The following is a 26,959-nucleotide window of genomic DNA, read 5'->3' as shown; positions in this document are numbered from 1 at the left end:
AACTATAAATTAAATCATCCAATAAAATAAATATATCAGGCATTTTTCCGGCATTTTTCTTGCAAAAGTTGTACATGTTTCGCATATTTGTAATAGACATTAAGAAATAATGAAGCAAGAAAAACTAAAAAACCTACGGAAACTCAAAGGCATCTCTCAAGAGAAGATGGCCAAAATTTTATTTACTGATCCTTCCAATTACTCCCGGAAAGAACGGGGTGAGGTAAGGATACATGAAGAAGAATGGAAGAAAATAGCTGAATCGCTCAGTGTTCCTATTTCTGATATTAAGGAAGAGGAAGAATGGGTAACCAGTACTAATAATTCTACATTCAAAGACACATCCCAATATCAGTACACCCAAAATCTCAATTGTTCAATAATTGAAAATTTACAGGACTATATTGGTTTTCTAAAACAAAAAATTTGTGAGCTAAATGAAGAAAATCAAGTACTAAAATCTCAAAATGGATTTTAATCCATAGAGTATTATATAATATTATTTATGAATAATAAAAACCTTTCAGAAGTTCTGAAAGGTTTTTTTATATATCATCAAGGATATTTTACCGCTTTATCCAGTTCTATAGGGTAGTTACCTTCTTTCATCTGTCTCCGAATACTTTCTGTGATTTCTTTAAAACTTATATTAACAGGATTTCCATTGGCATCTCCAATTTTTGTTTTAATATTTTTGATTTTTATTTCAGCAAATGGATCATTATAATAATCAATCTGTAATTTCTTATAAACATCCCAAGTTATTTCTCTTCCCTTTCGTAAATAGAACATATTATTTTTAGTAGACTTTCTAATTTTAATAAGGTTAAAATCAAAACTCTCTTGTTCATCTGAAAGTTTAATAATGAATCCCGGAAGCCCATAAAATATATAGGGCCCCTCTTGTATCGGATTTGTAGGATCAAACCAGGCAATCCAATTACGACCACCATATTCTGTTGTAGCTTTCTGACATAGCACATCATTAACTTTCATTGTATCAGATTGAATTTTCCAGTTTAGTTTATCATTAATATTGATGTAATATAAATCATACATAGCAGGATGTGTAACACTTTTGTAAACTTTATTATTGATTAAGTTTTTGAAAGAATATATGTCTTCAAAAATAGGTTTACGGCTGTTCCAATAACCATTTTTTTGCATTAACGAATCTGCCTCCCGTATTTCTACTGACCTGAAAACGGATTGCTTACCCAGAACATCCAAATAATAGTATTCTTGTCTTACATCTTTATTATCAGCCCTAAAAGTAAGTCCATATATAAAAGTAATATTCTGTGCAGCCAAAATATTCGATACCAGCAATAAGATAAAAAGTAATTTTTCATGAAAATCTCCCTATTAAAAAAGAGGCTGTATCAAAAGCACCCCCTCTCTCGGACTCCTTTATGACAACTTTTGTCATTTAGGAGATCCTCAGAGTGTTAATTTACCTTTTGAAACAGCCTCCTTAAACCCTTAACTGAAGTCAATATTATTACATACAAGCATTATGTGACTCTATCACTTGACCATTTTGCACAGTATACCAAAAACCACATTCAAGTCCATATTGCGCACATACATCACCAACCCCTGGCTGACAGAAATCTTTCCTGCCACCTTGGACACTTTTTAACTTTTCTCTCGAAATCTTTTTTAATTTTTTCATAATAAATGTTTTTATATTATATGTCACTATTGACATGGGCGAAAATAGAAAACAAATATCACTCAGAAAGGAAATACATATGTATATTTTATGTTTATTCATTGTGTTTTAATTTGTGAAATATGTACAAGTTTTTAAATAAAGAAAACCCTTATGCACATTCATAGTTCTTATTTATTTCATTAATCATTTAGGTAAGTATTATTTATTTTATCAATTGAAATTAAAAAGCTATTTTTGGGAAATTTGAAAATTGATTATATGAAGACTAAACATCCTAAAGGGCTGCCCTTTCTCTTTTTTACGGAAATGTGGGAGCGTTTCGGGTATTACCTGATTCTTGGAATCTTTGTACTGTATGTTATTGAGCCTACCGGAATGAAAGGAGGGCTTGGACTGCCAGACAAAACTGCTGATGATATTTTCGGAACTTACATTGCCTTAACTTATCTGACCCCATTCATTGGAGGATTCCTGGCAGACAGAGTTTTAGGGTACATTAAATCTATTTATCTAGGTGGCTTTTTAATGGCTGCAGGATATATAGGAATGGGTGTTTTTAAGGATCTACCTTTATTTTATACCTCTCTGGCATTAATTATCATCGGAAACGGTTTCTTTAAACCTACTATTTCAACATTATTAGGAAATCTTTATTCTGAAGAACCTTATAAAGCCAACAAAGACTCCGGCTATAATATTTTCTATATGGGAATTAATATCGGAGCGTTTATCTGTAACATTATTGCCGCTTTCATGCGTAATAAATTCGGTTGGGGTGAAGCTTTCATCACTGCCGGAGTCGGAATGCTGATCGGTATGATTATTTTTACCATCGGAAGAAAACATTACATTCATGCTGCACAGATGAAACCTGTACAGGAAGGCGATACAAAGCTGTCGGAAATTATGCTGAAAGTATTCGTTCCGGCTATCGTTGCAGGAGCTATAGGTTGGTTTATCCCTAACAATATCTTTGGAAGCGACAGTACAGATGCCTTTATTTTTGCATGTGTACCTGTAATTTACTTTTATGCCTCTCTTTACTTTAAAGCCAAGCCAGATGAAAAAGCTTCTATCGGTGCATTACTTTCTGTATTTCTGATCAGTATGTTCTTCTGGGCTGTTTTCAAACAAAACGGAACAGCTTTGACAAGATGGGCGAATTATTATACAGACAGAAGTGTTCCTGCTTCTCTTGAAAAACCATTGGAAGGAATTTATATGGTAGACGGAAAGAGCTATGAAGACAAAGAAACACCTGTTTATGATAATCAGTTCCGTTCCCAAAAAGATGGTAACGGGGAAACGAAGAAAGAAATGGGGAAAGATGTTTATTTTAAAAACATTTCACCTGAGCAGCGTGCTGCCCTTGAGAAAAACCCTGAAAATAAAGTATATCTGTATAATACAGAATTATTCCAGTCTATTAATCCGTTCTGGGTAATTGCTCTTACTCCTGTTATCGTAGGATTCTGGGCATTATTGAGAAGAAAAGGAAAAGAACCTTTAACGCCTACGAAAATTGTGTTGGGATTATTTATTTCCGGACTTTCCTGCCTTGTGATGGTTTTAGCTGTGATGGCCGGAGATAATGGATCCATAAAAGTTTCACCATTATGGCTGGTTGCCAGCTACGGAGTCATTACCATTGGTGAACTCTGTCTGTCTCCCATGGGACTTTCTTTTGTCTCTAAACTTTCTCCTGCAAGAATTACAGCATTGATGATGGGTGGTTTTTTCCTGGCTAACTCTGTTGGGAATAAACTTTCAGGAATCCTTGCAAGTACGTGGTATAACTACGAAAATAAGACAAATTATTTCCTGGTGAACTTCGCTCTGTTAATATTTGCTACACTTTTGGGTCTTTCTATGTTAAAAAGGCTGAACAAAATCATGAAGGAAAAAGGACATTAATCCTTGATATTATAACGATTAGCAAGCTGCGGAATAGTTCCGCAGCTTTTTTATTTAAAAATAAAATTAAAACCTTGCCAAAAACCCAAAATAAACTATATTTGTCAGTCTTAACAAAAATTAACAATAGAAATGGATAATATTGAAGCATTGAGTCCGAAACCGGATGAATTTGTAGAGAATAAGAATTCCAGGCATCCTAAAGGATTATGGGTTCTTTTCGGAACAGAAATGTGGGAGCGTTTCAACTTTTATGGAATGAGAGCTCTTTTGACGCTCTTCATGGTAAATTCCTTATTAATAAAAGAAGCTGATGCAGCAATCATCTATGGTGGATTTCTAGCGTTATGTTATTTAACTCCTCTTTTGGGAGGATTTATTGCGGATAAATATATCGGAAACAGATATGCTATCATCATTGGTGGATCATTAATGGCTATTGGCCAGTTCTTATTATTCATCAGTGCCTCTACATTCTCAGCAGATATTGGAAGTGCTAAATGATCATGTGGCTGGCATTATTCGTTATCATTTTCGGTAATGGATTCTTCAAACCGAATATTTCCTCAATGGTAGGAAGCCTTTATCCAAAACAGGAGAAATCTAAGCTGGATTCTGCTTTTACTATTTTCTACATGGGGATCAATATTGGAGCATTCTTAGGTCAGTTTATCTGTCCATACGTAGGAGACGTAAAAGATGCTGCAACGGGAGTAAGAGATATTTTTGCTTTCAAATGGGGATTCCTTGCAGCTTCTATTGCCATGATAATTGGAACAATCACATTCTTTATCCTTAAAAACAAATATGTAGTAACTCCTGAAGGAAGACCTATCGGAGGATTACCAAAAAATAATACAAGTGCAGACTTTGAAGAAGGAGAAACGCAAACAGCTAAATTCTCGGGCCAGGCGTTAGGGATCACAGGAGGAATATTTGTTGTTTTATTCTTCGTTTTCAGATACCTTCTTGTAGGTGAATTTGGATTCAATTCTGTAGAAATGGGACAACTGATCAAGGGTATCATCTATCCATTCATCTATTCAGCTGGTATTGCTCTTGCTTTCCTGATTATGTCTTCTGCAGAAAATAAGGTAGAGAGACAGAGAATCTGGGTAATCTATATTGTATCATTCTTTATTATTTTCTTCTGGGCTGCATTTGAGCAGGCGGGATCTTCATTAACATTTATTGCAGATAACCAGACAGACAGAAACATTTTCGGATGGAATATGCCTCCTTCAATGGTTCAGATCTTCAACGGTATTTTCGTAGTTCTTTTAGCGGTTCCTTTCAGTTTATGCTGGGACAAATTAAGAGCAAAAGGAAAAGAGCCCGTATCTCCGTTCAAACAAGCGATGGGGTTAGCATTAATTGCCCTTTCTTATTTCATCATTGCACACAATGTAAAAGATCTTGGAAACTCAGGATTATTAGCCATCAAATGGTTAATGTTACTATACTTCATCCAGACTTGTGGTGAACTTTGTCTTTCTCCAATTGGTTTATCTTTAGTGGGTAAACTTGCTCCGAAAAGATTTGCTTCATTACTATATGGTGTTTTCTTCATTTCTAATGCTGCTGGTTATGCATTGGCAGGTTCATTAGGAGCTCTTATCCCTGCAACAGGTGATAAATTCAAAAAAGCTGAAGAAATGGGAATTAATTTACAGGATGTTTTGGATAAAAAAGTAACCCTGACAGCTGATCAGGTTGCTGCTTTCGATAAAGCTCAGCTTCCATTACACAACCCTACTTTTGTAGGATTTGAAATTCACAATCTATTCGAATTCTTCATGGTATTCGTAGTACTTTGTGGTATTGCTTCTGTAATCTTAGGTTTAATTTCGCCTATCTTAAAGAAAATGATGCACGGTGTAAACTAATTGTATCAACAAAATATAATAAAACCTCTGCCAAGTCAGAGGTTTTTTTATTTTCGTACGATGGAAATTTCCGAAGATTCTTTATTCCAATCCGTAAAGGAAATCATTAGACAATCGCGCGAAAAAGTTTTTCGAATTGCGAATTCTACACTACTGCTTACTTACTGGCAGATTGGAAAACTTATTGTTGAAGATGAACAACAGGGGAAAGAACGCGCAGAATATGGAAAGTATACACTGAAAAAGCTTTCTGAAAAACTCACTTTGGAATTTGGAAAAGGTTTTGATGAAAGTAACTTAAGAAATATGCGTTCTTTTTATCATGCATTTCCAATATGTGACGCATTGCGTCACGAATTGAGCTGGACTCATTACAGACTATTGATTAGGCTTGACAATGCCGAAAAAATAAATTATTACATCAATGAATCTGTTCAGAATAATTGGAACTACAGAGATCTCAAAAGACAAATCAATTCCCTTGCTTACGAAAGGGTTTTGCAGCATAAAAAATCTTCCACAGAAAGTATTCATAGTGTTTTAAAAGATCCTTATATTTTTGAATTTCTTGGCTTAAAAGCTGATGAACAATTCTCTGAAAAAGAAATTGAAACAGCCATTATTGACCATATTCAAAAGTTTTTGCTTGAATTCGGGAAAGGATTCGCTTTTGTAGCCAGACAACAACATATTTCTACTGATACCTCAGATTTCTACATTGATCTTGTCTTCTATAATTATATCCTAAAATGCTTTGTCATCATCGACCTGAAAACAGGAGAACTTTCTCATCAGGATATTGGACAAATTGATATGTATGTAAGAATGTATGATGATCTGAAACGTGGTGAAGGAGATAACCCAACCATCGGAATTTTATTATGTTCAGAAAAGGATGAAACTATCGTAAAATATTCCGTTTTGAATGATAAAAACAATTTATTTGCCAGCAAATATCTGCTGTACCTCCCAAAAGAAGAAGAATTAAAACAAATTATCGATCAGGACAGAATCCGTTTTGAACTGGATCAGGAAAATAAAAACCCTTATTAGAACTTAATCATATAGCATTATGAGCTTAACTTTAGATGAAATACAAAGTTTCAAAGGAAAATATCCCAGACAAATCTGGAGCCTGTTTTTCTCTGAAATGTGGGAACGTTTCTGTTTCTACGGAATGCGTGGAATGCTGGTTTTCTTTATGATATCCCAGCTTAATTTCCATGAAAAAGAAGCCAACCTTCAATATGGTGCAACGCAGGCCTTCGTATATGCCTTTACTTTTGTAGGAGGCCTTTTTGCGGATAAAATTTTAGGATTCCGAAAATCCCTGTTTTGGGGAGGTCTCCTGATGATCGTAGGAAGCTTGATTCTTGCTACAGATCCCCACAAATTCTTTTTCTTAGGAATAGCATTCACCGTAGTAGGGACAGGTTTCTTCAAACCTAATATTTCATCCATGGTGGGGCAGCTTTATAAACCTAATGATTCAAGAGCAGATGCAGGATTCTCACTCTTCTATGCGGGAATCAATCTTGGGGCATTATTAGGAGGTTATTTATGTATTGCAATTGGTAAAGGAGAATTCCTGAGCAATGTAATTGCAGAAGAAATGAGATGGCACATTGCATTTGGACTGGCTTCAATAGTGATGGTAGTAAGCTTAATTAACTTTGTATTTACTCAAAGAACCTTGGGTACTATTGGGCTACAGCCAGGACATCCTTTAGCGGAAGAAAAAACAGCTCCAATCCCAAAATGGAAAGAATATGGAGTCTATGTTTTGTCATTGATTTTTGTACCGATCATTATGACTATGGTGGCTAAAACAGAATATACGGATTATTTTATGTGGACAATCGGGCCATTAACTTTAATCTATCTATTCTATGAAATGTCTAAAGTAACAGCTTCAGAACGTAAAAAGCTTTGGGCAGCTTTAGTTTTCATTATATTCTCCATTATATTTTGGGGAATTTATGAACAAAGTGGAGGTTCTTTAAGTATTTTCGCAGCTAAAAATCTAAACAAAGATCTCTTAGGATTAGACCCAAATGGGGTGAATAACTCAGGAGGAGCTTTCTTCATTATTTTCCTTGCTCCATTGATTGGACTTCTTTGGATCTGGCTAAACAAGAGAAAAATTGAACCCAATACGATTATTAAATTCGGATTAGGATTTATCTTCCTAGGATTAGGGTATTATGTCTTATTTGCAACCCGGCTGTTTGCAGATCTTCAAGGAATCACTTCTTTGAATTTCTTCACACTGGCATTATTAATCATTACCCTTGGGGAATTGTGCCTCTCTCCTATCGGATTATCCATCATGACTAAGCTTTCTACGAAGAATCTTCAGGGAATGATGATGGGAATGTGGTTTCTCGCTTCAGCCTATGGACAGTATGTTGCAGGGATTATAGGAGCGAGTCTTGCCACCGCAAAAAAAGGTTCCACCAACTATGATGCTTTGATCACTTATACTGATGGATATAAACAATTAGGATTATATGCAGTAATTGCCGGAGTGGTATTAATTTTGATATCTCCGTACGTGAAAAAATTAATGCAGGATGTAAAATAGAAAATAAGTAATTATGCTTATTTTTACCTAAATATCACAATATGAAGAAAATTTTAAGCATAGTACTCTTACTTTTATTGAATTTTAGTTTTGCACAGGTAAAGTGGATGACCATTGAAGAAGCTTTAAAAGCTCAAAAGGAAAGTCCCAAAAAGATATTGATTGATTTTTATGCCGACTGGTGTGGCCCATGCAAAATCATGGATAAAAAAACGTATGGGCATCCTGTGATTGCTCAGATTTTAAATGAGAATTATTATCCTGTAAAGTTTAATGCAGAAGAAAAAAAGAGTATCGAGATCTTTGGAAGAATTTTTTCCAATCCTAATACTGAGCATAAAAAAGGGAAAAACTCTCTGCATGAGTTTACACAATACATGAATGTAGGAGCTGTCCCAAGTACTGTTTTTCTGGATGGACACGGAGATCCTATAACCATTCTTCAGGGAGAGCTTTCAGCCAAAGAACTGGAACCTTATCTGGAACTGATCTCAAAAGATTTGTTCAAAAAGATCAAAACGAGAGAACAGTGGGAGGATTACCAGAAAAAATTCAAATCTAAAATCAAAGATTAATTAATAACGTTAAAACCTGATTGTAAGGTTCAATTATAAAAATTCACTATAGAGACTTCCAATTTTTTTGGAAGTCTTTTTTATTTTACCGAAATTCGAACCTTTATTTCTTTTGTCCTAAATAAGGCTCAAAAAATTCGAAAACTGCATCCCGATATCTGAAAATGAATCTCGAAACCTCCATAGAATATGTAAAAGGAATAGGCCCGGAAAGAGCCAAACTCATCAAAAGTGTGTTGAGCCTATCTACCGTGGAAGATCTGCTAAACTTCTATCCTATCCGTTATCTGGATAAAAGTAAAATTTATACAGTTTCTCAGCTGAAGGAAGAAACCAGCCAGGAAATACAATTGAAGGGAAGAATCACTCACGTACAGGAAATACAGACCGGAAAGACCAAGAGATTGTCTGCAAAATTCAATGATGAGACAGGCAGTATGGATCTGGTTTGGTTTCAGTATTCCAAATGGCTGAAAGAGCAGCTTCCTATTAACAAGGAAGTTTATATTTTTGGGAAGATCAATGTATTCAACCGTCAGTTTTCTATGCCGCATCCAGAAATAGAAGCCGAAGAAAATAAAGAGGGTGACACCCGCCTTAAGCCGATTTATCCAAGTTCTGAAAAATTAACAAAGAGAGGTTTAAATCAAAGATTTTTTCAGAATGCACTGAGAAACATCTGTAAAGAGATTCCGAGCCTTATTGAAGAGAATTTCCCGGAATACCTGATGAAAACCTTTAAGTTCATGTCCAGGCAGCATGCTTTTCTGAATGTCCATTTCCCAAAAGATCAGGAACATTTTGATAAAGCAGATTACAGACTGAAATTTGAAGAATCATTCTTTTTTCAATTAGGGTATGGTTTGAAGAAACTCCATCACAAAACACAGTCATATGGTAATCCTTTCCGTATTATAGGAGACCATTTCAATGATTTTTATGAAAATCATCTTCCTTTTGAGCTTACCAATGCACAGAAAAGAGTACTAAAAGAAATTCGTCTGGATATGAAAAGACCCATTCAGATGAACAGACTTCTGCAGGGTGATGTAGGTTCCGGAAAACGATGGTTGCCCTTCTTACCATGCTTATTGCGATGGACAACGGGTTTCAAAGCTGCATGATGGCACCTACAGAAATTCTTGCCCAGCAGCACTATAACGGGATCAAAGAATTATTAGAAAAAACCGGAATCAATATCCGCCTTCTAACCGGATCTACCAAAGCAGCCGAAAGAAGAATTATCCATGAGGAACTGGAAAATGGTTCGCTTTCTATTTTGGTGGGAACCCATGCTGTTTTAGAGGATAAGGTTAAGTTTAAAAATCTTGGATTAGCTATTATTGATGAGCAGCATAGGTTTGGAGTGGCTCAAAGGGCTAAACTTTGGGCTAAAAATAAAATTCCTCCGCATATTCTGGTGATGACCGCTACTCCTATTCCAAGAACGCTTGCTATGAGCTTTTATTCTGATCTTGATGTTTCTGTAATTGATGAAATGCCTGTAGGAAGAAAACCTATCATTACCGCTCACAGACGTGAAAAAGACAGATTGTATGTGTATAATTTCTGTAAAGATGAAATTAAAAAAGGCAGACAGGTCTATTTCGTATATCCTCTTATTGAAGAATCTGAAACATTAGATTATAAAAATCTAATGGAGGGGCTGGAACACGTTATGGAATTTTTCCCGGATTATAACGTAACCATGCTGCATGGAAAGATGAAGCCTGACGAAAAAGATGCAGCTATGGCTTATTTTGCTTCCGGAAAAGCGGAAATTATGGTCGCAACTACGGTAATTGAAGTGGGAGTAAATGTTCCCAATGCTTCTGTTATGGTGATTGAAAGTTCGGAAAGATTTGGGCTTTCACAACTTCACCAGTTGAGAGGGCGTGTAGGAAGAGGGGCGGAACAGAGCTATTGTATTCTGATGACTTCAGATAAAATGTCTAAAGAAAGCAGAACACGTATCAAGACCATGACTGAGACCAATGATGGTTTTAAAATTTCTGAGGTAGATATGCAGCTTCGCGGTCCGGGAGATATTCTGGGTACTCAGCAAAGTGGTGTGGTAGATTTTAAAAGATTGGATTTGATTAATGATTCTGCGATCATTAAAACCACGAAAAATACGGTAGAAAGAATTCTGGAAGCAGATCCAATGCTTTCCAGACCTGATAATCTGATTATTAAAACTATTATATCAGATATTACAAAGGAAAAAATAAGTGGAGTAAAATATCATAAAAAAAACCGCAGAAAATTTTCCTGCGGTCCCCTTATAAAACTGTTATTTAGAAGAAATTACTTTTGGTCTGTCCAAAAAAAATTCATTTTAATAGTTATGGCTTAATATTTTGTGATGTGGTGTGAAAATATTTATATAACAATATAATAATGAGTCAAAACCATAACTATTAAAATAAATTATAAAAAAACAAAATGAATTATTTTTCCAACTTGCTTATTATAAAAACTAACTGTGTTTCGGTGGAGATGAGGGAATGAAACGAATAAAAATATCTCCAACTACTTTTGAGTTTTCATGATTGTACCGTTTTGTTTAAAGATCTTCTATGCTTTAAAATTGGAAAATTATTATAATCCATTTTGTTTAACTAACATCGTGATTTATATAATTTTTTGTTTTTTAGAAACAATTACTTCTCATTCATCCGTATCTTCTACTATATAATGAAATTTGTGTCTCTGAATTTACTTTTACAAATGTCTGTATATTAATTCAGATCCTTTTTATATTATTTTAATTATTAGTTATAAAATTATCACTTATTTGTGAATAGTATGCAATAAATATGATTTATAATTTATTAATATTAAATTAATAAATCCTTTATTCATCATACTTTCAGAATGAGATGATCTTTATTTAATCCGGAAGTATGATATTGCCAATTGATGGTAATAACTTCTGTAAGCACCTTTTTGAAGCTCTCAAAACATTCAGTTTTTTTCATAAAAATATGAGCTCCTTTTACAAAAATATCTTCTATTTCATTTTCCGAAATCGGTTCAGAGAAAATGGCGGTTACCATATTATTGAATTTTGAATTGGATCCAATTTCTTCAAGGCAATCCATACTTTCTTTTCCTGAGATTGTGTAGTTGATAAAAACAATTTCCGGAACTACTGCATCTTCATTGTTCAGATATTCCATAAGATCTTTTCCGTTGTTGAAGCATTGAACTTTTATAGAGATTTTAAGTTCTTTTAAAATATTTTTAAAAATAATCAAGGTCCTATCATCGTTATCTGCTACTATTACGTTCAGAAATTCTTTATTCATACTGCATTTTTGGATTTATTACCGCGCTTTGAGCTCTTCTTCGTTTCCCAATAATCTTTTGAAACTGGGATGGTGTGATTCCTGTTGTATTTTTAAACTGGGTACTCAAATGTGCCACACTGGAATAGTTCAGCTTGTGGGCAATTTCTGTGAGGCTTTGCTTGTTTCGTATAATCAGTGCTTTTGCATGTTCTATTTTTTGCAGAATTATAAAATTCTCAATAGAAGTAAATGCTACTTCCGAAAAAAGGTTGGAAAGGTATCCATAGCTATGATTCAATTTTTCAGAAATGTAAATGGATGCTTTTACCGGAATAATCTCATCAGAAAAGACCAATTCTACGATAGCATCTTTTATTTTCTGTACCAGTGCGGTCTTCTGACTTTCTATGATCTCAATACCATAGTCTTCCAGATTCTTCTTAAAAAGGTTGTGCTGTTCCTGAGTAAGGGGCTCATAGAACTCCACTTCACCAAAGTTCAGCAACCTGTACTTCAGTCCGTGTTCTTTAAGTTTCTCGTCCAATACCTTTTTACAAAGGGCATTGAAATCAAATTTAACATACATTTTCATCCTAGTATTATATAAGCCAATATTATTTAGTAAATATAACAATTTATTTCATTTAAAAGTGAAATAGCTGTTATTTTTTTATTTTGACGTATATACGCAAAACTCCTGTATCATTGAATACAGGAATTTAAACACTAAGGATGAAAAAAATATACTGATAAAAAGCTGTTCAGCTCAAAACCAAGCATATGAATGTATTGTTATAAGTGATTTGGTTCTGAAGCAAAGATGAATCAAAAAAACACATCACTTGTTATAGAATTATAATTAAATGTTACAGAATTTTAAGTCAAATCAAAGTGAATTATATACTCCATTTGATAATCATCCATTACGAAACCATTCCCTATATCCAAAACCAATTCATTATATACTTTAAAATCCTGTGATTCATAGAATTTTTTTGCGTTATTGTCTTTATTTACATTTAAAATAATTCTTTTATCGCTGCTTTCGGAGAGTTTTGTTTTCAGGAAGTCAAGAGCTCCTTTGCCGAAGCCTTTTCCTTTACTTTCCGGCACAAGATAAATTCTGTGAAGCTTGGTAGTTTCTTTTTCATAACCGTGTTCATAACCGATAAAACCTTCAAAAGATTCATTATTTTCATCAAAAATTAAATAATAATGATAATTGGGATTCTCCAGATGCTTTGAAATTTCATCATGAGAATACATTTCGCCCAACATATAATTAATCTGTTCATTGGAAATAATTCCTACATATGCACTCTCCCACGATCTTCTTGCCAAATTCTGGATCAAAGGAATATCCTTTTCTTTCGCTTCTATTAATTTCATTATTTTGATTTTAAATACAAAGTTTACAAAAATTCTTCCTGAATATTTTATTTTTTACTCTTACAGATGTTTTTCTACTTACCAATTATGGGAAATAAAAAAGGTGAAAAGCGTTTAACTTTTCACCTTAATAAGTTTATGGAAAGATTAAAATGTTACTGAAAAAATTAGAATTTATTTCCAGAAACGTATTTAATCATTTTTAAATGTTTGTCATTTCAGCTTTAATCTTAGCATGAAGACCCTCTGAAGCTTTTACTAAAGGCAGTCTTAAGAAATTTTTGATAATTCCTTTTTCAGCCAGAATTACTTTAATACCACAAGGGTTTCCTTCTGCAAAAATAAGACGGGTAATATCTACCAGCTTATTATGGATTTCATAGGCTTCTTTTACTTTACCTTCAAAAGCCAGCTGTACCATCGTAGAAAACTCTTTAGGATAAGCCTGCCCGATTACGGAAATCACTCCATCTCCACCTGCAAGAGTAACTGGTAATGTATATTCATCATCTCCTGACAATAATGAAAAGCCTTCAGGTTTCTTTCTAAGAATGTCAAAATATTGCAAAATATTAGGTGAAGCTTCTTTAATCATGAATAAATTAGGAAATTCTTTAGCGAGACGAAGTGTCGTATCTGCGTCTACATTCTGTCCCGTTCTTGAAGGAACATTATAAATAATAATATTTTTCCCGGTAGAAGCTAACGCTTTATAATGCTGATAAAGTCCTTCCTGGTTCGGTTTATTATAATATGGAGATACTGAAAGTACTGCTTCAAATGCAGAAAGATCTGCTTCCTCAATTTGTTTCTTAACGTCAAGAGTATCGTTACCGCCAATTCCTAAAACCAAAGGAAGACGTTTACTATTCACCTTAATGATATGCTCAATTACCTGTTTCTTTTCCTCTGCAGAAAGCGTTGCGGCCTCTGCCGTAGTTCCCAATACTACTAAATAATTGGTTCCGTTTTCGATATTGTATTCAACAAGTTTCGTTAAACTGTCGAAATCAACGGATAAATCTTCATTAAAGGGCGTTACCAATGCAACACCTACTCCTTTTAAAATGCTCATCTGTTAGAATTATTTTTGCCAAATTTAGTCATTTACACCAAGAATTTATAATAAATAATAATGTTTTATTATACATATAGTTATATTTGCATATACTAAAAGATATTATGAAAAATAAATTCTTATTACTAGGAATTGCTCTGGCGTCCCTTACAGCATGCAAAACGGCTTCTGTACCGCAGCAGCTTATGTCTGTAAAGACTCAGAAAAATATTTCTATTAATAATGAGCTAAAAAATGAAGAGGAATTTGTAAAATTTATTGAGCCCTATAAACAAAAACTGGATAAAGAAATGAACCAGAAGATCTCACACACCCATGTGGATCTTACCAAGCAGGGTGATAACAGCAATCTGGGAAATCTTTTAGCTGATTATACGTTTGAAGGAGGTAACGAATGGATAAAAACTCATCTTAAGCAAAACGTAGATGCTGCATTAATCAATATCGGAGGAATCCGTACTACTATTGGAAAGGGAGATATTTTGCTCAAAAATGTATTTGAAGTAATGCCTTTCGAGAATGAGGTGGTTATTGTGAAAATGAAAGGAGCAGATATACAGGGACTTTTTGAGTATTATGCAAAAACACAGGTCAACAATCCTGTTTCTCACTTGTATATTGAGACCAAAAACGGGCAGATCATCAAATCATTAATCAATGGTAAAGAAGTGGATCCGGCTCAAGACTATTATATTGCCACTTCAGATTATCTTGCGCTGGGTGGAGACAATATGAAATTCTTTGCAAAAGGAGAATTAATAGCAACAGGTATTAAAATGAGAGATTTATTTATTGATTATTTTAAGAAAACTCCTGAAGTTGTGGTCAATTCTGATGTTCGTTTAAATTTTATCGGGAAGAAATAATGGATAGAAAAAGTTTTTTAAAAGCAATAGGCGGCGGATCTTTAGCAATGGCTTTAGCTCCCAATATGATGATGGCGGAAGAATTAAAAATTCTCAACTTAAAATCTGCGAATAAACTCACTATTCTTCATACTAATGATCAACACAGCAGAATAGAACCTTTCGATGCAAGCTATACAAGAAATCCTAATCAGGGAGGTTTTGCACGAAGAGCTAGCTTAATTCAGCAAATCAGAAGTCAGGAAAGCAATGTACTGCTTCTTGATTCTGGAGATATTTTCCAGGGAACTCCTTATTTCAATTTCTTTGGAGGAGAACTGGAATTCAAATTAATGTCCATGATGAAATATGATGCCTCTACCATGGGGAATCATGATTTCGACAATGGTCTTGATGGATTTTTAAAAGTACTTCCTAATGCGAAGTTTCCTTTTATCTGTTCCAATTATGATTTTAAAAACACTATTCTTGACGGGAAAACATCTCCGTATAAGATATTCAATAAGAATGGAATCAAAGTAGGAATTTTCGGAGTGGGAATTCAGCTGGATGGCCTTGTAGGTAAAAAACAGTATGGAGAAACCGTTTATTCCAATCCGATAGATGTAGCACAGCACTATTCAAATTTCCTGAAAAAAGATCAGAAATGTGATCTTGTGATCTGTCTTTCCCATATCGGTTACGATTATAAAGATGAACCGAATAAAATAAGTGATAAAATATTAGCCGCCAATACAGAAAATATTGATATTATCTTAGGTGGCCATACCCATACATTCCTACCGGAACCTCAATCCTATACCAACAGACAGGGCAGAAATGTACTGGTGAACCAGGTTGGATGGGCAGGACTTCTTTTAGGTAGAATAGATTTTTATTTTGATATAAACAAAAACGTACAGCATATTTCCTGGAACAATCAGGCAATAGACAGCAGCATAACCGCATAATATGAAAAAACTCTCTCTAATTTCTCTTGGTATTTTAGCCTCTCTGCAGTTTACAAAAGCTCAGGTCATTTCATCAAAAAAATGGTCGGATTTATTTTCCTACAATAATGTTTTCGCCATGAAAGAAGACAATGGAAAAATCATTGCAGCCACAGAAAACGGAATATTCTATTATACAATTGCAACAGGAGAAATTACGAAGTTGTCCAAAGCTAATGGTCTGCATAATATCGGAATTACAGCTTTCGATTATAATCCACAGACTAAAATTGGGCTTATCGGTTATGAAAATGGCTCCATGGATGTGATCACTCCGCAGGAAATCAAGTACATTGTTGATATCCCCATTGCTACCGGCTATAACGGTAATAAAAAGATCAACCATATTTCCATCACAGGAGATCAGGCTGTAATTTCTGTAGGATATGGACTTTCCATCTTTAATCTGACCAATAAAGAATTTGGAGATTCTGCATTTTTCCTTACTGGTGGAGTGTATCAGGCAAGTAATGAAGCTACCATATTCGGGAATAAAGTATATTCTGTAACCAATACAGGATTAAAAAGCCATCAAATGAATACCACTTTCCCTGTGTATTCTACCTGGACCACTGAGATTCCAGGAGCTTTTAAACATATAGATTCAGAATCTGAACTGGTATTTTCCAATGCTACAGTAGCCTATGCTTACAATAACGGTACTCCAATACAGCTTCCTACTAATTTCGAAAATATTCGTGATGTTGTTATTACATCCAATAATATTATTGTTACAGACAACAGAGTTTATACCTACGGAATAAACGGGGTTTCTCAGAATGCAGTAAGTCTTGGTGAAGAATGCAATACCGCACTCACTGCTGGTGGAAAAATCTTGGGTGGAACTGTACTGTCAGGGATAAAAGATGAAGGTAACAATACTTATAAGCCATCGGGACCTTATTTCAATATAGCTTATAATATCAATCTTTTTGATAACAATCAGATGCTTGTCTCTACAGGAGCAAGGGCAAATAACTATAATGAACCGGCTATTAATCCTAAGAAACCAGGCTTCTATTATTTCAACGGAACAGAATGGATTTATCCTTCCTATTTTGTTAATAATCCTTCACCTGACATTAATGTACTGGATGCAATTATAAGCCCTTTCAGTGGTAATGAAGTTCTTTTTACTAATTATACAATGAGAGAGAATGGGGTTTACAAAATGAAGTATAATGCTACCAGTAAGGATTTTGAAATGGTAAAGTATTATAATCTTGGAGCACAGCCTTATTACAGACGTCCTGTAGGTTTTGCTACAGATTCTCAGAGTAATCTTTTTGTATCTTTTGGATTTAATGACGGAAACCCTTCTATGGGAATCTATGATAAAGCAGCTGATGACTTTGTCATCAAAAAATCGTACTTGCCAGTGATGGTATTCAGAAAACAGTTTTTCATGAAAACATGCTATGGACTCCCCTACCGAGATCCAATAACTTCTGGGTATATGATTATAAAGGAGCAACCAATCTTTCTGATGACACTGATTATATTCTTGCTGAAAATAATGGGCTTCCGGGAAGTTCAGGAGGTGTATTATCCGTAGCATTTGACAAATCCGGCGATGCATGGATTGGCACAGACAGTGGTTTAAGAGTAATGCCTAGTGCTTCGTCTGAAATCAAAAACTCTCACCCTGCAATGGAACCTATTGTAATAGAACAGAATGGTCTGGGAGAAGAACTTTTCAGAGAATCAGCCATTCTTCAAATTGCTGTAGACGGAGGAGATCATAAGTGGGTATCTATTGATGGAGGTGGTGTATATTATCTGTCTTCTGATGGTCAGAAAACCATAAAACACTTTACTAAAGAAAACTCACCGCTGCCGACAAACAGTGTCACGGATATAAAAATTGACAAGAAAACAGGTAAGGTCTATTTTGTAACGTATAACGGCATTGTAACCTATCAAGGGGATGTTGCAGATGTAACTTCCAATTTTGGGGATGTTATGGTATATCCAAACCCTGTTGTTTATTCCAATTTCAAAGGAAAAGTAACCATTAAAGGTCTTGCAGAAAAAACCAATATAAGAATTGTAGACGCTGCAGGAAATGTAGTTCACTCTGCTGTAGCACGAGGAGGTTATTATGAATGGGATCTTAATAATCAAAAAGGAACAAGAGTAGCATCAGGAATTTATTTTGTTCTGATGACCAATGAAGACGGATCTGACAAAGCTACAGCCAAAATAGGAGTAGTCAATTAATTAATGAATTCACAAAACGGTTTTTTACTTTCATTTATCAAATATGGAGAAAATGATGCTGTATTGCATTGTTTTACAGAAGAAGAGGGTTTTCAAAGCTATTTTCTGAAAGGAATCTATGCTAAAAAGAATAAAAAGAAAGCCCTGCTGCAACCTCTGAGCCAGCTTAATTTTTCTGTAAATCCATCACGGGGTAATGGTATAGCAACTGTTTCAAAATTTGAACTGGTAAAGAATAATGACATTTATACCGATATAAAAGTCAATACTGTTATTTTCTTTATTTCAGACTTTTTGAGTCATATCCTGAAGTATGAAAATAAAAATATCCCGATTTATTCCGGCATTGATCATTTTATCAATGAGCTGACCAACAAAAATTATCAGGCTCACCTTCTGTTTTTACTGGCTTTCTTAAAAATTCAGGGTGTTGCCCCATTATTGAGTGAAGGCAAATTTTTAGATCCGGAAACCGGAACTTTCTCCCTTGAAATCAGCCATCAGCTGTTCAATGAAGAAATTTCTACACTGTGGAAAGAAGCGCTTTGTGCGGAAGATTTTTATGCGACAAAGATCCATTCTTCCTTACGGAAGGATTTCCTCGATAGTCTTTTGGTGTATTATCATTATCATATTACGGATTTCAAAACTCCTACATCTTTAGAGATTATTCAGCAGATATTTGAATAAAATAAATTTGTTTTTTACTTCTCTTTTGTTTTTTCAACATTATCCGGCATTTCAGTTTCTGACTCTGCAATTTCTTTTTTGGAGAACCGTGGCTGGAGGATCTTGGCAATAAGCCCCGTCCATCCTGTCTGGTGGGATGCTCCTACTCCACGACCATTATCTCCATGAAAATATTCATAGAAAAGGATATGATCTTTAAAATCCGGATCGGTCTGAAATCTTTCATACTGCCCATGAACCGGGCGTTTACCATTTTCATCCTTTAAAAATATTTTTGCAAGTCTTTTGTTTAAAGCATCTGCAATCTGATCCAGGTTCGAATAATTACCGCTCCCCGTAGGATATTCTACTAAAAAATCAGGGCTGTAATAGAAGAAAAATCGCTGCAGACTATCAATGATCAGGAAATTAATCGGAAACCATATAGGACCGCGCCAATTGCTATTTCCACCGAAAAGTCCGCTGTCACTTTCCGCAGGTGTATATTTAACGCTGTAATTCGTATCATTCAACGTTAACGTGTAGGGATTATTTTCATATTCTTTGGATAAAGCTCTTACTCCGTAATCACTTAGAAATTCATCTGGGTTCAGCATTCGGTTTAGCAGTCTTTTCAGGCGATGTCCCCGAAGCAAAGACAAAAGGTGTTTGGAGTCCTGACCTTTCACTTCCCATCTTGAAACCAGAGAAGCGAGCTCCGGTTTATTATCCAGCACCCATTTCATTCTTTTCTTAAAATTAGGAAGATTTTCAATCATTTCATCATCAATAACCTCAACGGCAAACATCGGAATCAGTCCTACAATGGTTCTTAACTTCAAATACATATGACTTCCGTCACTGGAAGCTATTGCATCATAGAAAAACTCATCCTGTTCATCCCAAAGACTGAAATTTTCATCCCCCATATTATCCAGTGAATGGGCAATCGACAGAAAATGTTCAAAAAACTTCATAGCCATTTCTTCATACACTTTATTGTAAAGAGCCAGCTCCAGAGCAATTCTCATCATATTCAGAGCAAACATGGCCATCCAGCTTGTTCCATCTGACTGTTCCAGCTGTTCTCCGTTCGGTAAAACAGAATTCCGGTCAAAAACACCAATATTATCAAGCCCTAAAAAACCACCTTCAAAGATATTATTCCCATTATGGTCTTTTTTATTAACCCACCATGTAAAATTCATCAATAGCTTCTGGAAAGCACTTTCCAAAAACTCAATGTCGGGTTTGTCTTTTAAATATTCATCAATTTTAAACACCCTGAAAACAGCCCATGCATGTACAGGAGGATTTACATCACTCAAGTTCCATTCGTATGCGGGAAGCTGTCCGTTGGGATGCATGTACCATTCGAACAAAAAGAGTTTTAACTGATGTTTTGCAAAATCAGAATCTATCAATGAGAAGCTTATGGTATGAAATGCCAGATCCCATGTTGCATACCAGGGGTATTCCCATTTATCCGGCATGGAAATAATATGTTCGTTATTAAGATGCTTCCATTCGTAGTTTCTGATTGTTTCCCGGGACTTTGGCGGAGGCATCTCAGAAGGATCTCCTTTCAGCCATTTTTCTACATTATAATGGTAAAACATTTTATTCCACAACATTCCGGCAAAAGCCTGCCTCTGAACCAGCTTTTCATCTTCCGAAGAAATTCCTTTCTGGATCTCGGCATAAAACTCATCTGCTTCTTTCTGTCTTTGTTCAAAAAGAATCTCAAAGTCTTTAAATGGTTCTCTTACATCTTTATCTGAAAGTCTGAATTCAAATGTTTTGGATTCGCCAGGCTTAAAATCTTCATCAATGAAGAAAGAAGCTTTGGTTCCGATATTCTGTGGATTGACAGATTGGGAATTTCCTGTCATCACAAAATTATTGATTCCGTCTTTACAGTATTTTGATTCATTGGAAGACTGGTAGAGCCTTTCATTATTGGTTTCATTGTTACAAAACAGCGTCTTTAAAGATTGTTTTGCATATACATTTTTAATCTCAACATCCTGATGATTCACATGAATATGATCGGCATCTTCAGCATGTAATTGTGGCTTATAGTCATCATATCCCCAGTTCCAGGTATTCCTGAACCACACCGTGGGCAATAGTAAAAGAGGAGCTTCTTTTTCAGATTTATTCACAATCGTTAATCTCACAAGAATATCATTCTGGCTTTCTTTTGCATATTCGATAAAGATGTCAAAATATTCATTGTGATCGAAAATTCCAGTATCAATCAGCTCATATTCGGTTTCTTCTTTACTCCTTGCAGCATTTGTTTTGATAAGATCTTCGTAGGGGAAAGCATTTTGAGGATACTTATACAGCATTTTCATATAGGAGTGCGTAGGGGTAGAATCCAGATAATAGAAATACTCCTTTACATCTTCCCCATGATTTCCCTGCCCATTGGTCAATCCAAAGAACCGCTCTTTCACCATTTTATCTTTTTTATTCCAAAATCCTACCGAGAATATAAGCTTCTGAAGATCATCGCAGATTCCGCATATTCCTTCTTCGCCCCAACGGTATGTTTTGGCTTCTGCTGTATCATGATTGGTATAATTCCAGGCGTCTCCGTTTCCACTGTAGTCTTCCCGGACAAGTCCCCATTCACGATTACTTACATAAGGACCCCATTTTTTCCATGAAACATCCGAAATTCTCTGTTTTTCTGACATAAGCGATAATTATGAGTAATGAATAATGAGCAATAAGTAATATTTGATGCTGTTTAAAGTGATGAAGAAAATCTAAAACTTTAAACTTTAAACCTTGAACTACATTATCCTCCTGTAGAAAAGCTCTCAAATGTAGTCATTCCGCCATCAACGAAAATACTGGTTCCCGTGATATAATCTGCAAGGTCACTGGCAAGGAAAGCGGCTAAATTTCCGATATCCTTCGGCTGTCCGATTCTGTTATAAGGAATAAGGGTAAGAAGAGAATTGAGCGCTTCCGGAGTACTCCAAGCATTCTGATTAATAGGAGTCTGGATGGCTCCCGGACAAATTGAATTCACACGGATTTTAGCGGCACCATATTCCTGGGCCAAGGTTTGCATCAACATTCTTATTGCGCCTTTACTAGAAGCGTAATTAGCATGTCCCGCCCATGGAATAATTTCGTGTACTGAACTGATATGAATGATTTTCCCACAGGCAACGGAACGTGAGGGATCTATCCCTCGCCGCAAAAATTCTTTAATGGCTTCTCTGGCACATAGAAACTGCCCGGTAAGATTCACACCTATAACAGCGTTCCACTGATCCATAGTCATTTCGGTAAACTTTGCATCTTTTTGAATCCCTGCATTATTAATCAGGATATCTATGGTTTGATATTCAGCCACTACATCCTGAAACATTTTGACTACCTGATCCTCTTTGGAGACATCACACTGATAAGTCATTCCTTTTCCTCCGGCATCCATAATTTCTTTCAAAACAGCTTTAGCTTCTTCTGCAGATCTTTCGGAAGAATGATTAACAATGACTGTTGCTCCCGCTGATGCTAATGATTTTGCAATTCCGGAGCCGATTCCGCTGGAAGCTCCTGTGACTACGGCTACCTGATTTTGAAGTGATATTTCCATCTTTTGTAATTTGTTGTTACTCAAATTTATGGAAAGATATCAGCAGATAAAAAATTATAACTCTTAAAGTTTATTAAAGTTTTTTGTACATCAGATATTGAGGTCCGCTTCTTCCGATTCTGGTTTTGCCATCGTAAATATATCCTGCCTGAAGATAAATATGATATGCAGAATCATTTTTCTGGTTGACTGCAAGGACAATTTCATTGCAGGTTCTAAATTGATCTTTGACAAAATCACCAACTCTCAGCATAGCCGCTTTTCCAATTCCTTTACCCTGCATCTGAGGGTTCACAGATAGAGAACGTACTAAAACTGAATTCTCATTATCTGTAAGCTCTAATTTATCTTTTCCAAAATCAAGCACAAAAAAACCAACTGGTGTACCATTTTCAAATATGGTCACCGGAAATGCGTCATCATCATCCCGTTCGCTGATACTCTGCAAAGCCTGTTGGGCCGTTGCAGTAAATCTCATCTGATGTTCATCCAAAGCATAACTTACCCCGGAAAGATGCTCCTGTTTAAAGAATTCTAAATGGATCATAGTATTAGTGATGGTAAATATCTTCATACATTACCCCAGCACGGATTTCCACTGGAAGCTTATTTTCTTCAGGAACAACAGGGCAATTGTAATCATAAGCATTATAAGCACAGAAAGGATGATAGGATTGATTAAAATCAAGCACAATGGTATTTCCTTTCGGAATTTTAAGATCCATGTACTTTCCTCCTCCATACGTTTCCTTTTCATTGGTAGCATCACGGAATGGAAGGAACAGATAGTCTTTGTATTTTTCCTGCTTGATCAAATCCAGACTCTGGTATAAAGTAACGGTATAAGGTTTTCCGTCCAGTGTGAAGGTTGCTTTTCCATATTCCTGATAAGTTTTTGTCTTCCCTGAAGAGGTAGGAAGTTCAAAAGGCTGGGTGTCTTTTGATTTAACAAACTTTGCGGTTACTCTATATTTAGCATCAAAAGGAAAGAAAGGATGTTGTTTAAAGTTTTTAAAATTATCTCCTCTTAATGGAGTTTCCTTTGGATTGAGATATTCAGCATTCAGTTCTTTCTGAAATTTCTGTACCTCTTTTTCTTCCTTTGACATCTTTTTTTGTGAAAAAAACCATAGTGGTAAGAGTAAAAAGAGGAATATATATTTTTTCATGAGTTTAAAATTATAAGTAAAACTATGAATTTTAGAAACAACAAAAGTTAAAATTGTAATAAAAAATATAATCTGTAATAAATAAAATAAACACCCATAGATTTAGCATACTTTTTGAAAATCAAAGGTCATGGACAGAAAAAATTTCATTAAAACCAGTGCATTGGCAATATCCGGTTTCTATTTTCTTCAATCCGGATTGTTCCATGCTGCAGAAAGAAAAAACAGCAATGTAAAAGAAAACTTTAATGTCCCGATTATCATTATTGGCAGCGGATACGGTGGCGCTGTATCTGCCCTGCGTCTTTGTGAAGCCGGAAAAAAAGTGCTATTACTTGAGATGGGTCTTAACTGGGAAAAGTCAGGAATTCCCTATTCCAATCTGTTGAAACCCGGGAAAAGTTCTGCTTGGCTGAAAAAGAAAAGCATTGCTCCTTTTATGAATATTTTTTCTCTGACTCCTTTTACCGGAATATTGGACCGTCTGAAGTTTGAGCATATCAATATCTGGGTAGGAAGAGGGGTTGGCGGAGGTTCTCTGGTAAATGGCGGGATGGCCGTTACTCCAAAGGAAAGCTATTTTAAAGAAGTTTTCCCCAATCTTGATGCAGAAAAGTTTTACAGTCATTACTTTCCTCTGGTTCGGGAAGAGCTTAAAGTAAATGTTATTGATGAACAGTTTCTGAAAGACTGTCCTTATTATAAGTTCACACGGGTAGGTGAAGAAGAAGCTCACAAAGCTGGTTTTAAAACGATGAGAGTTCCGAATGTGTATGATTTTAAATACATGGAAAAAGAATTCCGCAATGAAGTTCCACGCTCTGCCCTTAATACAGAAGTGATCTATGGAAATAATCACGGGAAAAATAGTTTGGATAAAACATATCTCAAAAAAGCAATGGAAACCGGAAATTTAGAAATCCTTGACCTTCATTGTGTCCAGTCCATTCAGCTGAATGATGATAAAAGCTATACTTTAAATGTTCAGCAGATTGATACTTCCGGAATTTTGGTTGCCGACAAAGTTTTCACCTGTAAAAAACTGATTCTTTCTGCAGGAACAATGGGCACTTTACAGCTTCTGCTGCAATCTAATGCTCAGAATAATTTCCCTATACATGAAAATATCGGAAAAAATTGGGGGAACAATGGTAATTTCATGACCGGAAGAAACTGGGTTAAGCCTTTGTCTGGTGGTACAGGAGCTAAGCAATCTACGATTCCTGTGGGAGGAATTGATAACTGGGATGATCCGGAACATCCATTTTTCACAGAAATTGCACCACTACCTATGGGTATGGATGTCGCTACCGCTTTGTATTTACTAATCAATAGAGTTGATAAAAAAGGAGAAGTTACTTACAATAAAACCAGCCAATCTCTGATGCTGAATTGGGACGAAAGCAATACTATGAAAATGAAAGAAAATGCCCAATATTTTATCCGGAAAATGAATAAAGCTAATGGTGGTACCAGAAGTCATCTTCTTTTCGATAATGGTTTTGGGGCAGATATTTGTTATCATCCACTTGGTGGATGCGTTTTAGGAGAAGCTACCAACGAATATGGAAAGCTAAAAGATCATGAAAATCTGTATGTCCTGGATGGATCGTTAATTCCTGGAACCATTGGGGTAAATCCGTTTGTAACCATTACAGCCATTGCAGAATACTGTATTGAAAATCTGATCAAACAGAATGAATTTGCCTGAAATTAAGGCATTGTCTGTACCTCCTTAAGATAGTTTCTGATATCATCCTCCAGCTTTGCCGGATAGGTAAAATGAAGCTTTTCTGCCAGAGAAATTCCCAACTCATGTACTAGATCTGCATAGGCAAACAATGCATTCCAGTTTTCTGCAATATCACTTCCTGAAAAAGTAGCTTCCACTTTATTCCATAGATCCTGGGATAAATATTTCTTGAAAAGTCTTCCGTGTTTATTAGTTGTGAGATTATTCCAGTCATGATTTCCGGCAATATACCATTCAATCAAAGGGACAAGATAATCTGTTCGCAGTATATTTTCAGACATGAATTTAGCATAAAAAATATCTCCGCGCTTCAGGCACTTTGCAACATAGGTTGTATCCCACCAGAAGTCATTCATCAGCTGTTGAAACTCTTTTTCAGATGGCTTCTGAATCATAATGGACTGATATGTTGATGGCTTCAGATTTTCAGTCAGCTTATCTTTATCTATTAAAACTTTATATCCTACATCCCAATCTTCGGAAAGGTTTTCTTCTTTGATTTCTTCAATAAATTCTGATACCTGATAAAGCTTAAAGTCAACTTTTACATGATCTTTATACAGCACCATTTTCATGGCATGCCTTCCTTCAAAAACACGATCATCTTCTTCAATCATAGAAATGGGATCGCCAAAAAGCCTGATCCATTCATTTCCGGATTCATAAGATGCTCTGTTTTCAAAGACAAGTTCTACATCTAGGTCACTGAAATCATCTACAGGAGCGTAAGGGTTTACCAGTGAACTGGTCAGGAGAATCGCACGAATATCTGGGTTGTTTTCAGCCCAATGAATAATCTGTTCTAATTTTTCTTCCCTTACTTTCATATTACATTAATAGGATTCTGATATTTTCACACGATACACATCAGAGGAATTTCTCTTGATTGATTCTACAAAAAAACCGCCTTCTTCGGGAATAACTTCCTTCAGATCAAAACTTTTACAATCTTTCGGAAGACCGGAAAATATCAGGGTAAACCAAAAGTCTTTCATAAAGGGAACCGGTGTCCAATATGGAGAAATTGAAATATTTTCCACATGAATCATTTTGCTTCTATGTTCTGACTGGTTGTCAAAAAGATAAGTCGAATGCCAGATCCTGATCAGGTTTCCTAAAAACGGTGATGCCGGAAAACAACAGTGTACAATAACCTGTTTCTCTTCTTCTGTTTTGGCCTGAAGAGATTCCAGGATTTCTTTTGCAATAACTGGTTTTACAATTACTTCTTCCACCTTTTTATGAGTAATAAGTAATGAGCAATGAGTAATAGTTAC

At 35.4% G+C, this 26,959-nt stretch carries 23 protein-coding genes and 2 pseudogenes; 13 read left to right on the top strand and 12 right to left on the bottom strand.

All coding sequences use genetic code 11. From position 1 onward, the window contains the following. The first annotated feature begins 109 nt into the window (after positions 1–109). The gene (locus tag BOQ62_RS21540) at positions 110–478 is read left to right on the top strand and encodes a helix-turn-helix domain-containing protein (RefSeq protein WP_129042384.1); all 369 of its coding nucleotides are present in this window, start codon (positions 110–112) and stop codon (positions 476–478) included. Positions 479–555: 77 nt separating this feature from the next. Here the strand turns inward: BOQ62_RS21540 and BOQ62_RS21535 are convergent, their stop codons facing one another. Beyond that, positions 556–1,335 carry a GLPGLI family protein gene (locus tag BOQ62_RS21535; RefSeq protein WP_129042383.1) on the bottom strand — a complete coding sequence of 260 codons (780 nt, stop codon included), beginning with the start codon at positions 1,333–1,335 and terminating at the stop codon, positions 556–558. Between the two features lie 166 nt (positions 1,336–1,501). After that, positions 1,502–1,675, bottom strand: coding sequence for a bacteriocin-like protein (locus BOQ62_RS22675; RefSeq protein WP_164976822.1), 174 nt, complete (start codon positions 1,673–1,675; stop codon positions 1,502–1,504). Between the two features lie 261 nt (positions 1,676–1,936). Here BOQ62_RS22675 and BOQ62_RS21530 point away from each other — a divergent pair, with 261 nt between their 5' ends. From BOQ62_RS21530 to recG, 6 genes and pseudogenes are all read left to right on the top strand, one after another. Then, positions 1,937–3,592, top strand: coding sequence for a peptide MFS transporter (locus BOQ62_RS21530; RefSeq protein WP_129042382.1), 1,656 nt, complete (start codon positions 1,937–1,939; stop codon positions 3,590–3,592). Positions 3,593–3,724: 132 nt separating this feature from the next. Further along, positions 3,725–5,478, top strand: a pseudogene (locus BOQ62_RS21525) (peptide MFS transporter). A 60-nt stretch (positions 5,479–5,538) separates the two neighbouring features. Next, positions 5,539–6,531, top strand: a complete 993-nt coding sequence (locus tag BOQ62_RS21520; protein WP_129042381.1) for a YhcG family protein — start codon at positions 5,539–5,541, stop codon at positions 6,529–6,531. Positions 6,532–6,550: 19 nt separating this feature from the next. Further along, entirely contained in the window at positions 6,551–8,062 is a 1,512-nt protein-coding gene (locus tag BOQ62_RS21515; RefSeq protein ID WP_129042380.1) for a peptide MFS transporter, read from the top strand. Between the two features lie 41 nt (positions 8,063–8,103). Further along, a complete protein-coding gene (locus tag BOQ62_RS21510; RefSeq protein WP_129042379.1) occupies positions 8,104–8,637 on the top strand; it encodes a thioredoxin family protein in 534 nt (177 codons plus the stop codon). 164 nt (positions 8,638–8,801) lie between these two features. Continuing rightward, positions 8,802–10,887: pseudogene (gene recG, locus BOQ62_RS21505) on the top strand (ATP-dependent DNA helicase RecG). A gap of 614 nt (positions 10,888–11,501) precedes the next feature. Here the strand turns inward: recG and BOQ62_RS21500 are convergent. The 4 genes from BOQ62_RS21500 to dapA all read right to left on the bottom strand — a co-directional run bounded on the left by BOQ62_RS21500 (position 11,502) and on the right by dapA (position 14,394). Further along, positions 11,502–11,948, bottom strand: coding sequence for a response regulator (locus BOQ62_RS21500; protein ID WP_129042378.1), 447 nt, complete (start codon positions 11,946–11,948; stop codon positions 11,502–11,504). Beyond that, positions 11,941–12,522, bottom strand: a complete 582-nt coding sequence (locus BOQ62_RS21495; RefSeq protein ID WP_105704058.1) for a helix-turn-helix domain-containing protein — start codon at positions 12,520–12,522, stop codon at positions 11,941–11,943. Before BOQ62_RS21495 ends, BOQ62_RS21500 begins: the two co-directional genes overlap by 8 nt. A gap of 284 nt (positions 12,523–12,806) precedes the next feature. Beyond that, positions 12,807–13,319, bottom strand: coding sequence for a GNAT family N-acetyltransferase (locus tag BOQ62_RS21490; protein WP_129042377.1), 513 nt, complete (start codon positions 13,317–13,319; stop codon positions 12,807–12,809). 202 nt (positions 13,320–13,521) lie between these two features. Continuing rightward, the gene (gene dapA, locus BOQ62_RS21485; RefSeq protein WP_129042376.1) at positions 13,522–14,394 is read right to left on the bottom strand and encodes a 4-hydroxy-tetrahydrodipicolinate synthase; all 873 of its coding nucleotides are present in this window, start codon (positions 14,392–14,394) and stop codon (positions 13,522–13,524) included. Between the two features lie 107 nt (positions 14,395–14,501). Between dapA and BOQ62_RS21480 the strand changes: the two genes are divergently transcribed. Genes BOQ62_RS21480 through recO form a run of 5 tightly spaced genes read left to right on the top strand, consistent with a single transcriptional unit; the run spans position 14,502 to position 19,162 of the window. Then, positions 14,502–15,263, top strand: coding sequence for a 5'-nucleotidase C-terminal domain-containing protein (locus BOQ62_RS21480; protein ID WP_129042375.1), 762 nt, complete (start codon positions 14,502–14,504; stop codon positions 15,261–15,263). Next, on the top strand, positions 15,263–16,213 hold the full coding sequence (locus BOQ62_RS21475) for a bifunctional metallophosphatase/5'-nucleotidase (protein WP_129042374.1): 951 nt from the start codon (positions 15,263–15,265) through the stop codon (positions 16,211–16,213). Before BOQ62_RS21480 ends, BOQ62_RS21475 begins: the two co-directional genes overlap by 1 nt. Before the next feature lies 1 nt (position 16,214). Beyond that, complete coding sequence (locus BOQ62_RS21470; protein WP_410494233.1) at positions 16,215–17,807, top strand: hypothetical protein; 1,593 nt, start codon at positions 16,215–16,217, stop codon at positions 17,805–17,807. Positions 17,808–17,860: 53 nt separating this feature from the next. Beyond that, positions 17,861–18,472 (top strand): T9SS type A sorting domain-containing protein, encoded by a 612-nt coding sequence (locus BOQ62_RS24350; RefSeq protein WP_410494235.1) that lies wholly within the window; start codon positions 17,861–17,863, stop codon positions 18,470–18,472. Positions 18,473–18,475: 3 nt separating this feature from the next. Beyond that, positions 18,476–19,162 carry a DNA repair protein RecO gene (gene recO / locus BOQ62_RS21465; protein ID WP_129042373.1) on the top strand — a complete coding sequence of 229 codons (687 nt, stop codon included), beginning with the start codon at positions 18,476–18,478 and terminating at the stop codon, positions 19,160–19,162. 14 nt (positions 19,163–19,176) lie between these two features. Here recO and BOQ62_RS21460 read toward each other — a convergent pair whose 3' ends face one another. The 4 genes from BOQ62_RS21460 to BOQ62_RS21445 form a co-directional block, all read right to left on the bottom strand. Next, positions 19,177–21,846, bottom strand: a complete 2,670-nt coding sequence (locus tag BOQ62_RS21460; RefSeq protein ID WP_129042372.1) for an MGH1-like glycoside hydrolase domain-containing protein — start codon at positions 21,844–21,846, stop codon at positions 19,177–19,179. 104 nt (positions 21,847–21,950) lie between these two features. Next, positions 21,951–22,760, bottom strand: coding sequence for a glucose 1-dehydrogenase (locus BOQ62_RS21455; protein ID WP_129042371.1), 810 nt, complete (start codon positions 22,758–22,760; stop codon positions 21,951–21,953). 73 nt (positions 22,761–22,833) lie between these two features. After that, positions 22,834–23,307: a GNAT family N-acetyltransferase gene (locus tag BOQ62_RS21450; RefSeq protein ID WP_228414453.1), complete on the bottom strand. Its 474-nt coding sequence runs from the start codon at positions 23,305–23,307 to the stop codon at positions 22,834–22,836. Positions 23,308–23,311: 4 nt separating this feature from the next. Then, on the bottom strand, positions 23,312–23,929 hold the full coding sequence (locus BOQ62_RS21445; protein WP_129042369.1) for a DUF1684 domain-containing protein: 618 nt from the start codon (positions 23,927–23,929) through the stop codon (positions 23,312–23,314). Positions 23,930–24,059: 130 nt separating this feature from the next. Here BOQ62_RS21445 and BOQ62_RS21440 point away from each other — a divergent pair, with 130 nt between their 5' ends. Next, positions 24,060–25,640 (top strand): GMC family oxidoreductase N-terminal domain-containing protein, encoded by a 1,581-nt coding sequence (locus BOQ62_RS21440; RefSeq protein ID WP_129042368.1) that lies wholly within the window; start codon positions 24,060–24,062, stop codon positions 25,638–25,640. A gap of 2 nt (positions 25,641–25,642) precedes the next feature. On the opposite strand, the gene BOQ62_RS21435 is transcribed toward BOQ62_RS21440, so the two are convergent. Together BOQ62_RS21435 and BOQ62_RS21430 are read right to left on the bottom strand one after the other, a co-directional pair. Then, positions 25,643–26,509 (bottom strand): AadS family aminoglycoside 6-adenylyltransferase, encoded by an 867-nt coding sequence (locus tag BOQ62_RS21435; protein ID WP_129042367.1) that lies wholly within the window; start codon positions 26,507–26,509, stop codon positions 25,643–25,645. Between the two features lie 6 nt (positions 26,510–26,515). Beyond that, positions 26,516–26,917, bottom strand: a complete 402-nt coding sequence (locus tag BOQ62_RS21430) for a hypothetical protein (protein WP_129042366.1) — start codon at positions 26,915–26,917, stop codon at positions 26,516–26,518. Positions 26,918–26,959: the final 42 nt, after the last annotated feature.

This window comes from Chryseobacterium sp. CH21 (assembly GCF_004119445.1).
Lineage (GTDB): Bacteria > Bacteroidota > Bacteroidia > Flavobacteriales > Weeksellaceae > Chryseobacterium.
Note: the sequence above shows the minus strand (reverse complement) of the source record. Positions and strands in the feature narration are given on the sequence as shown.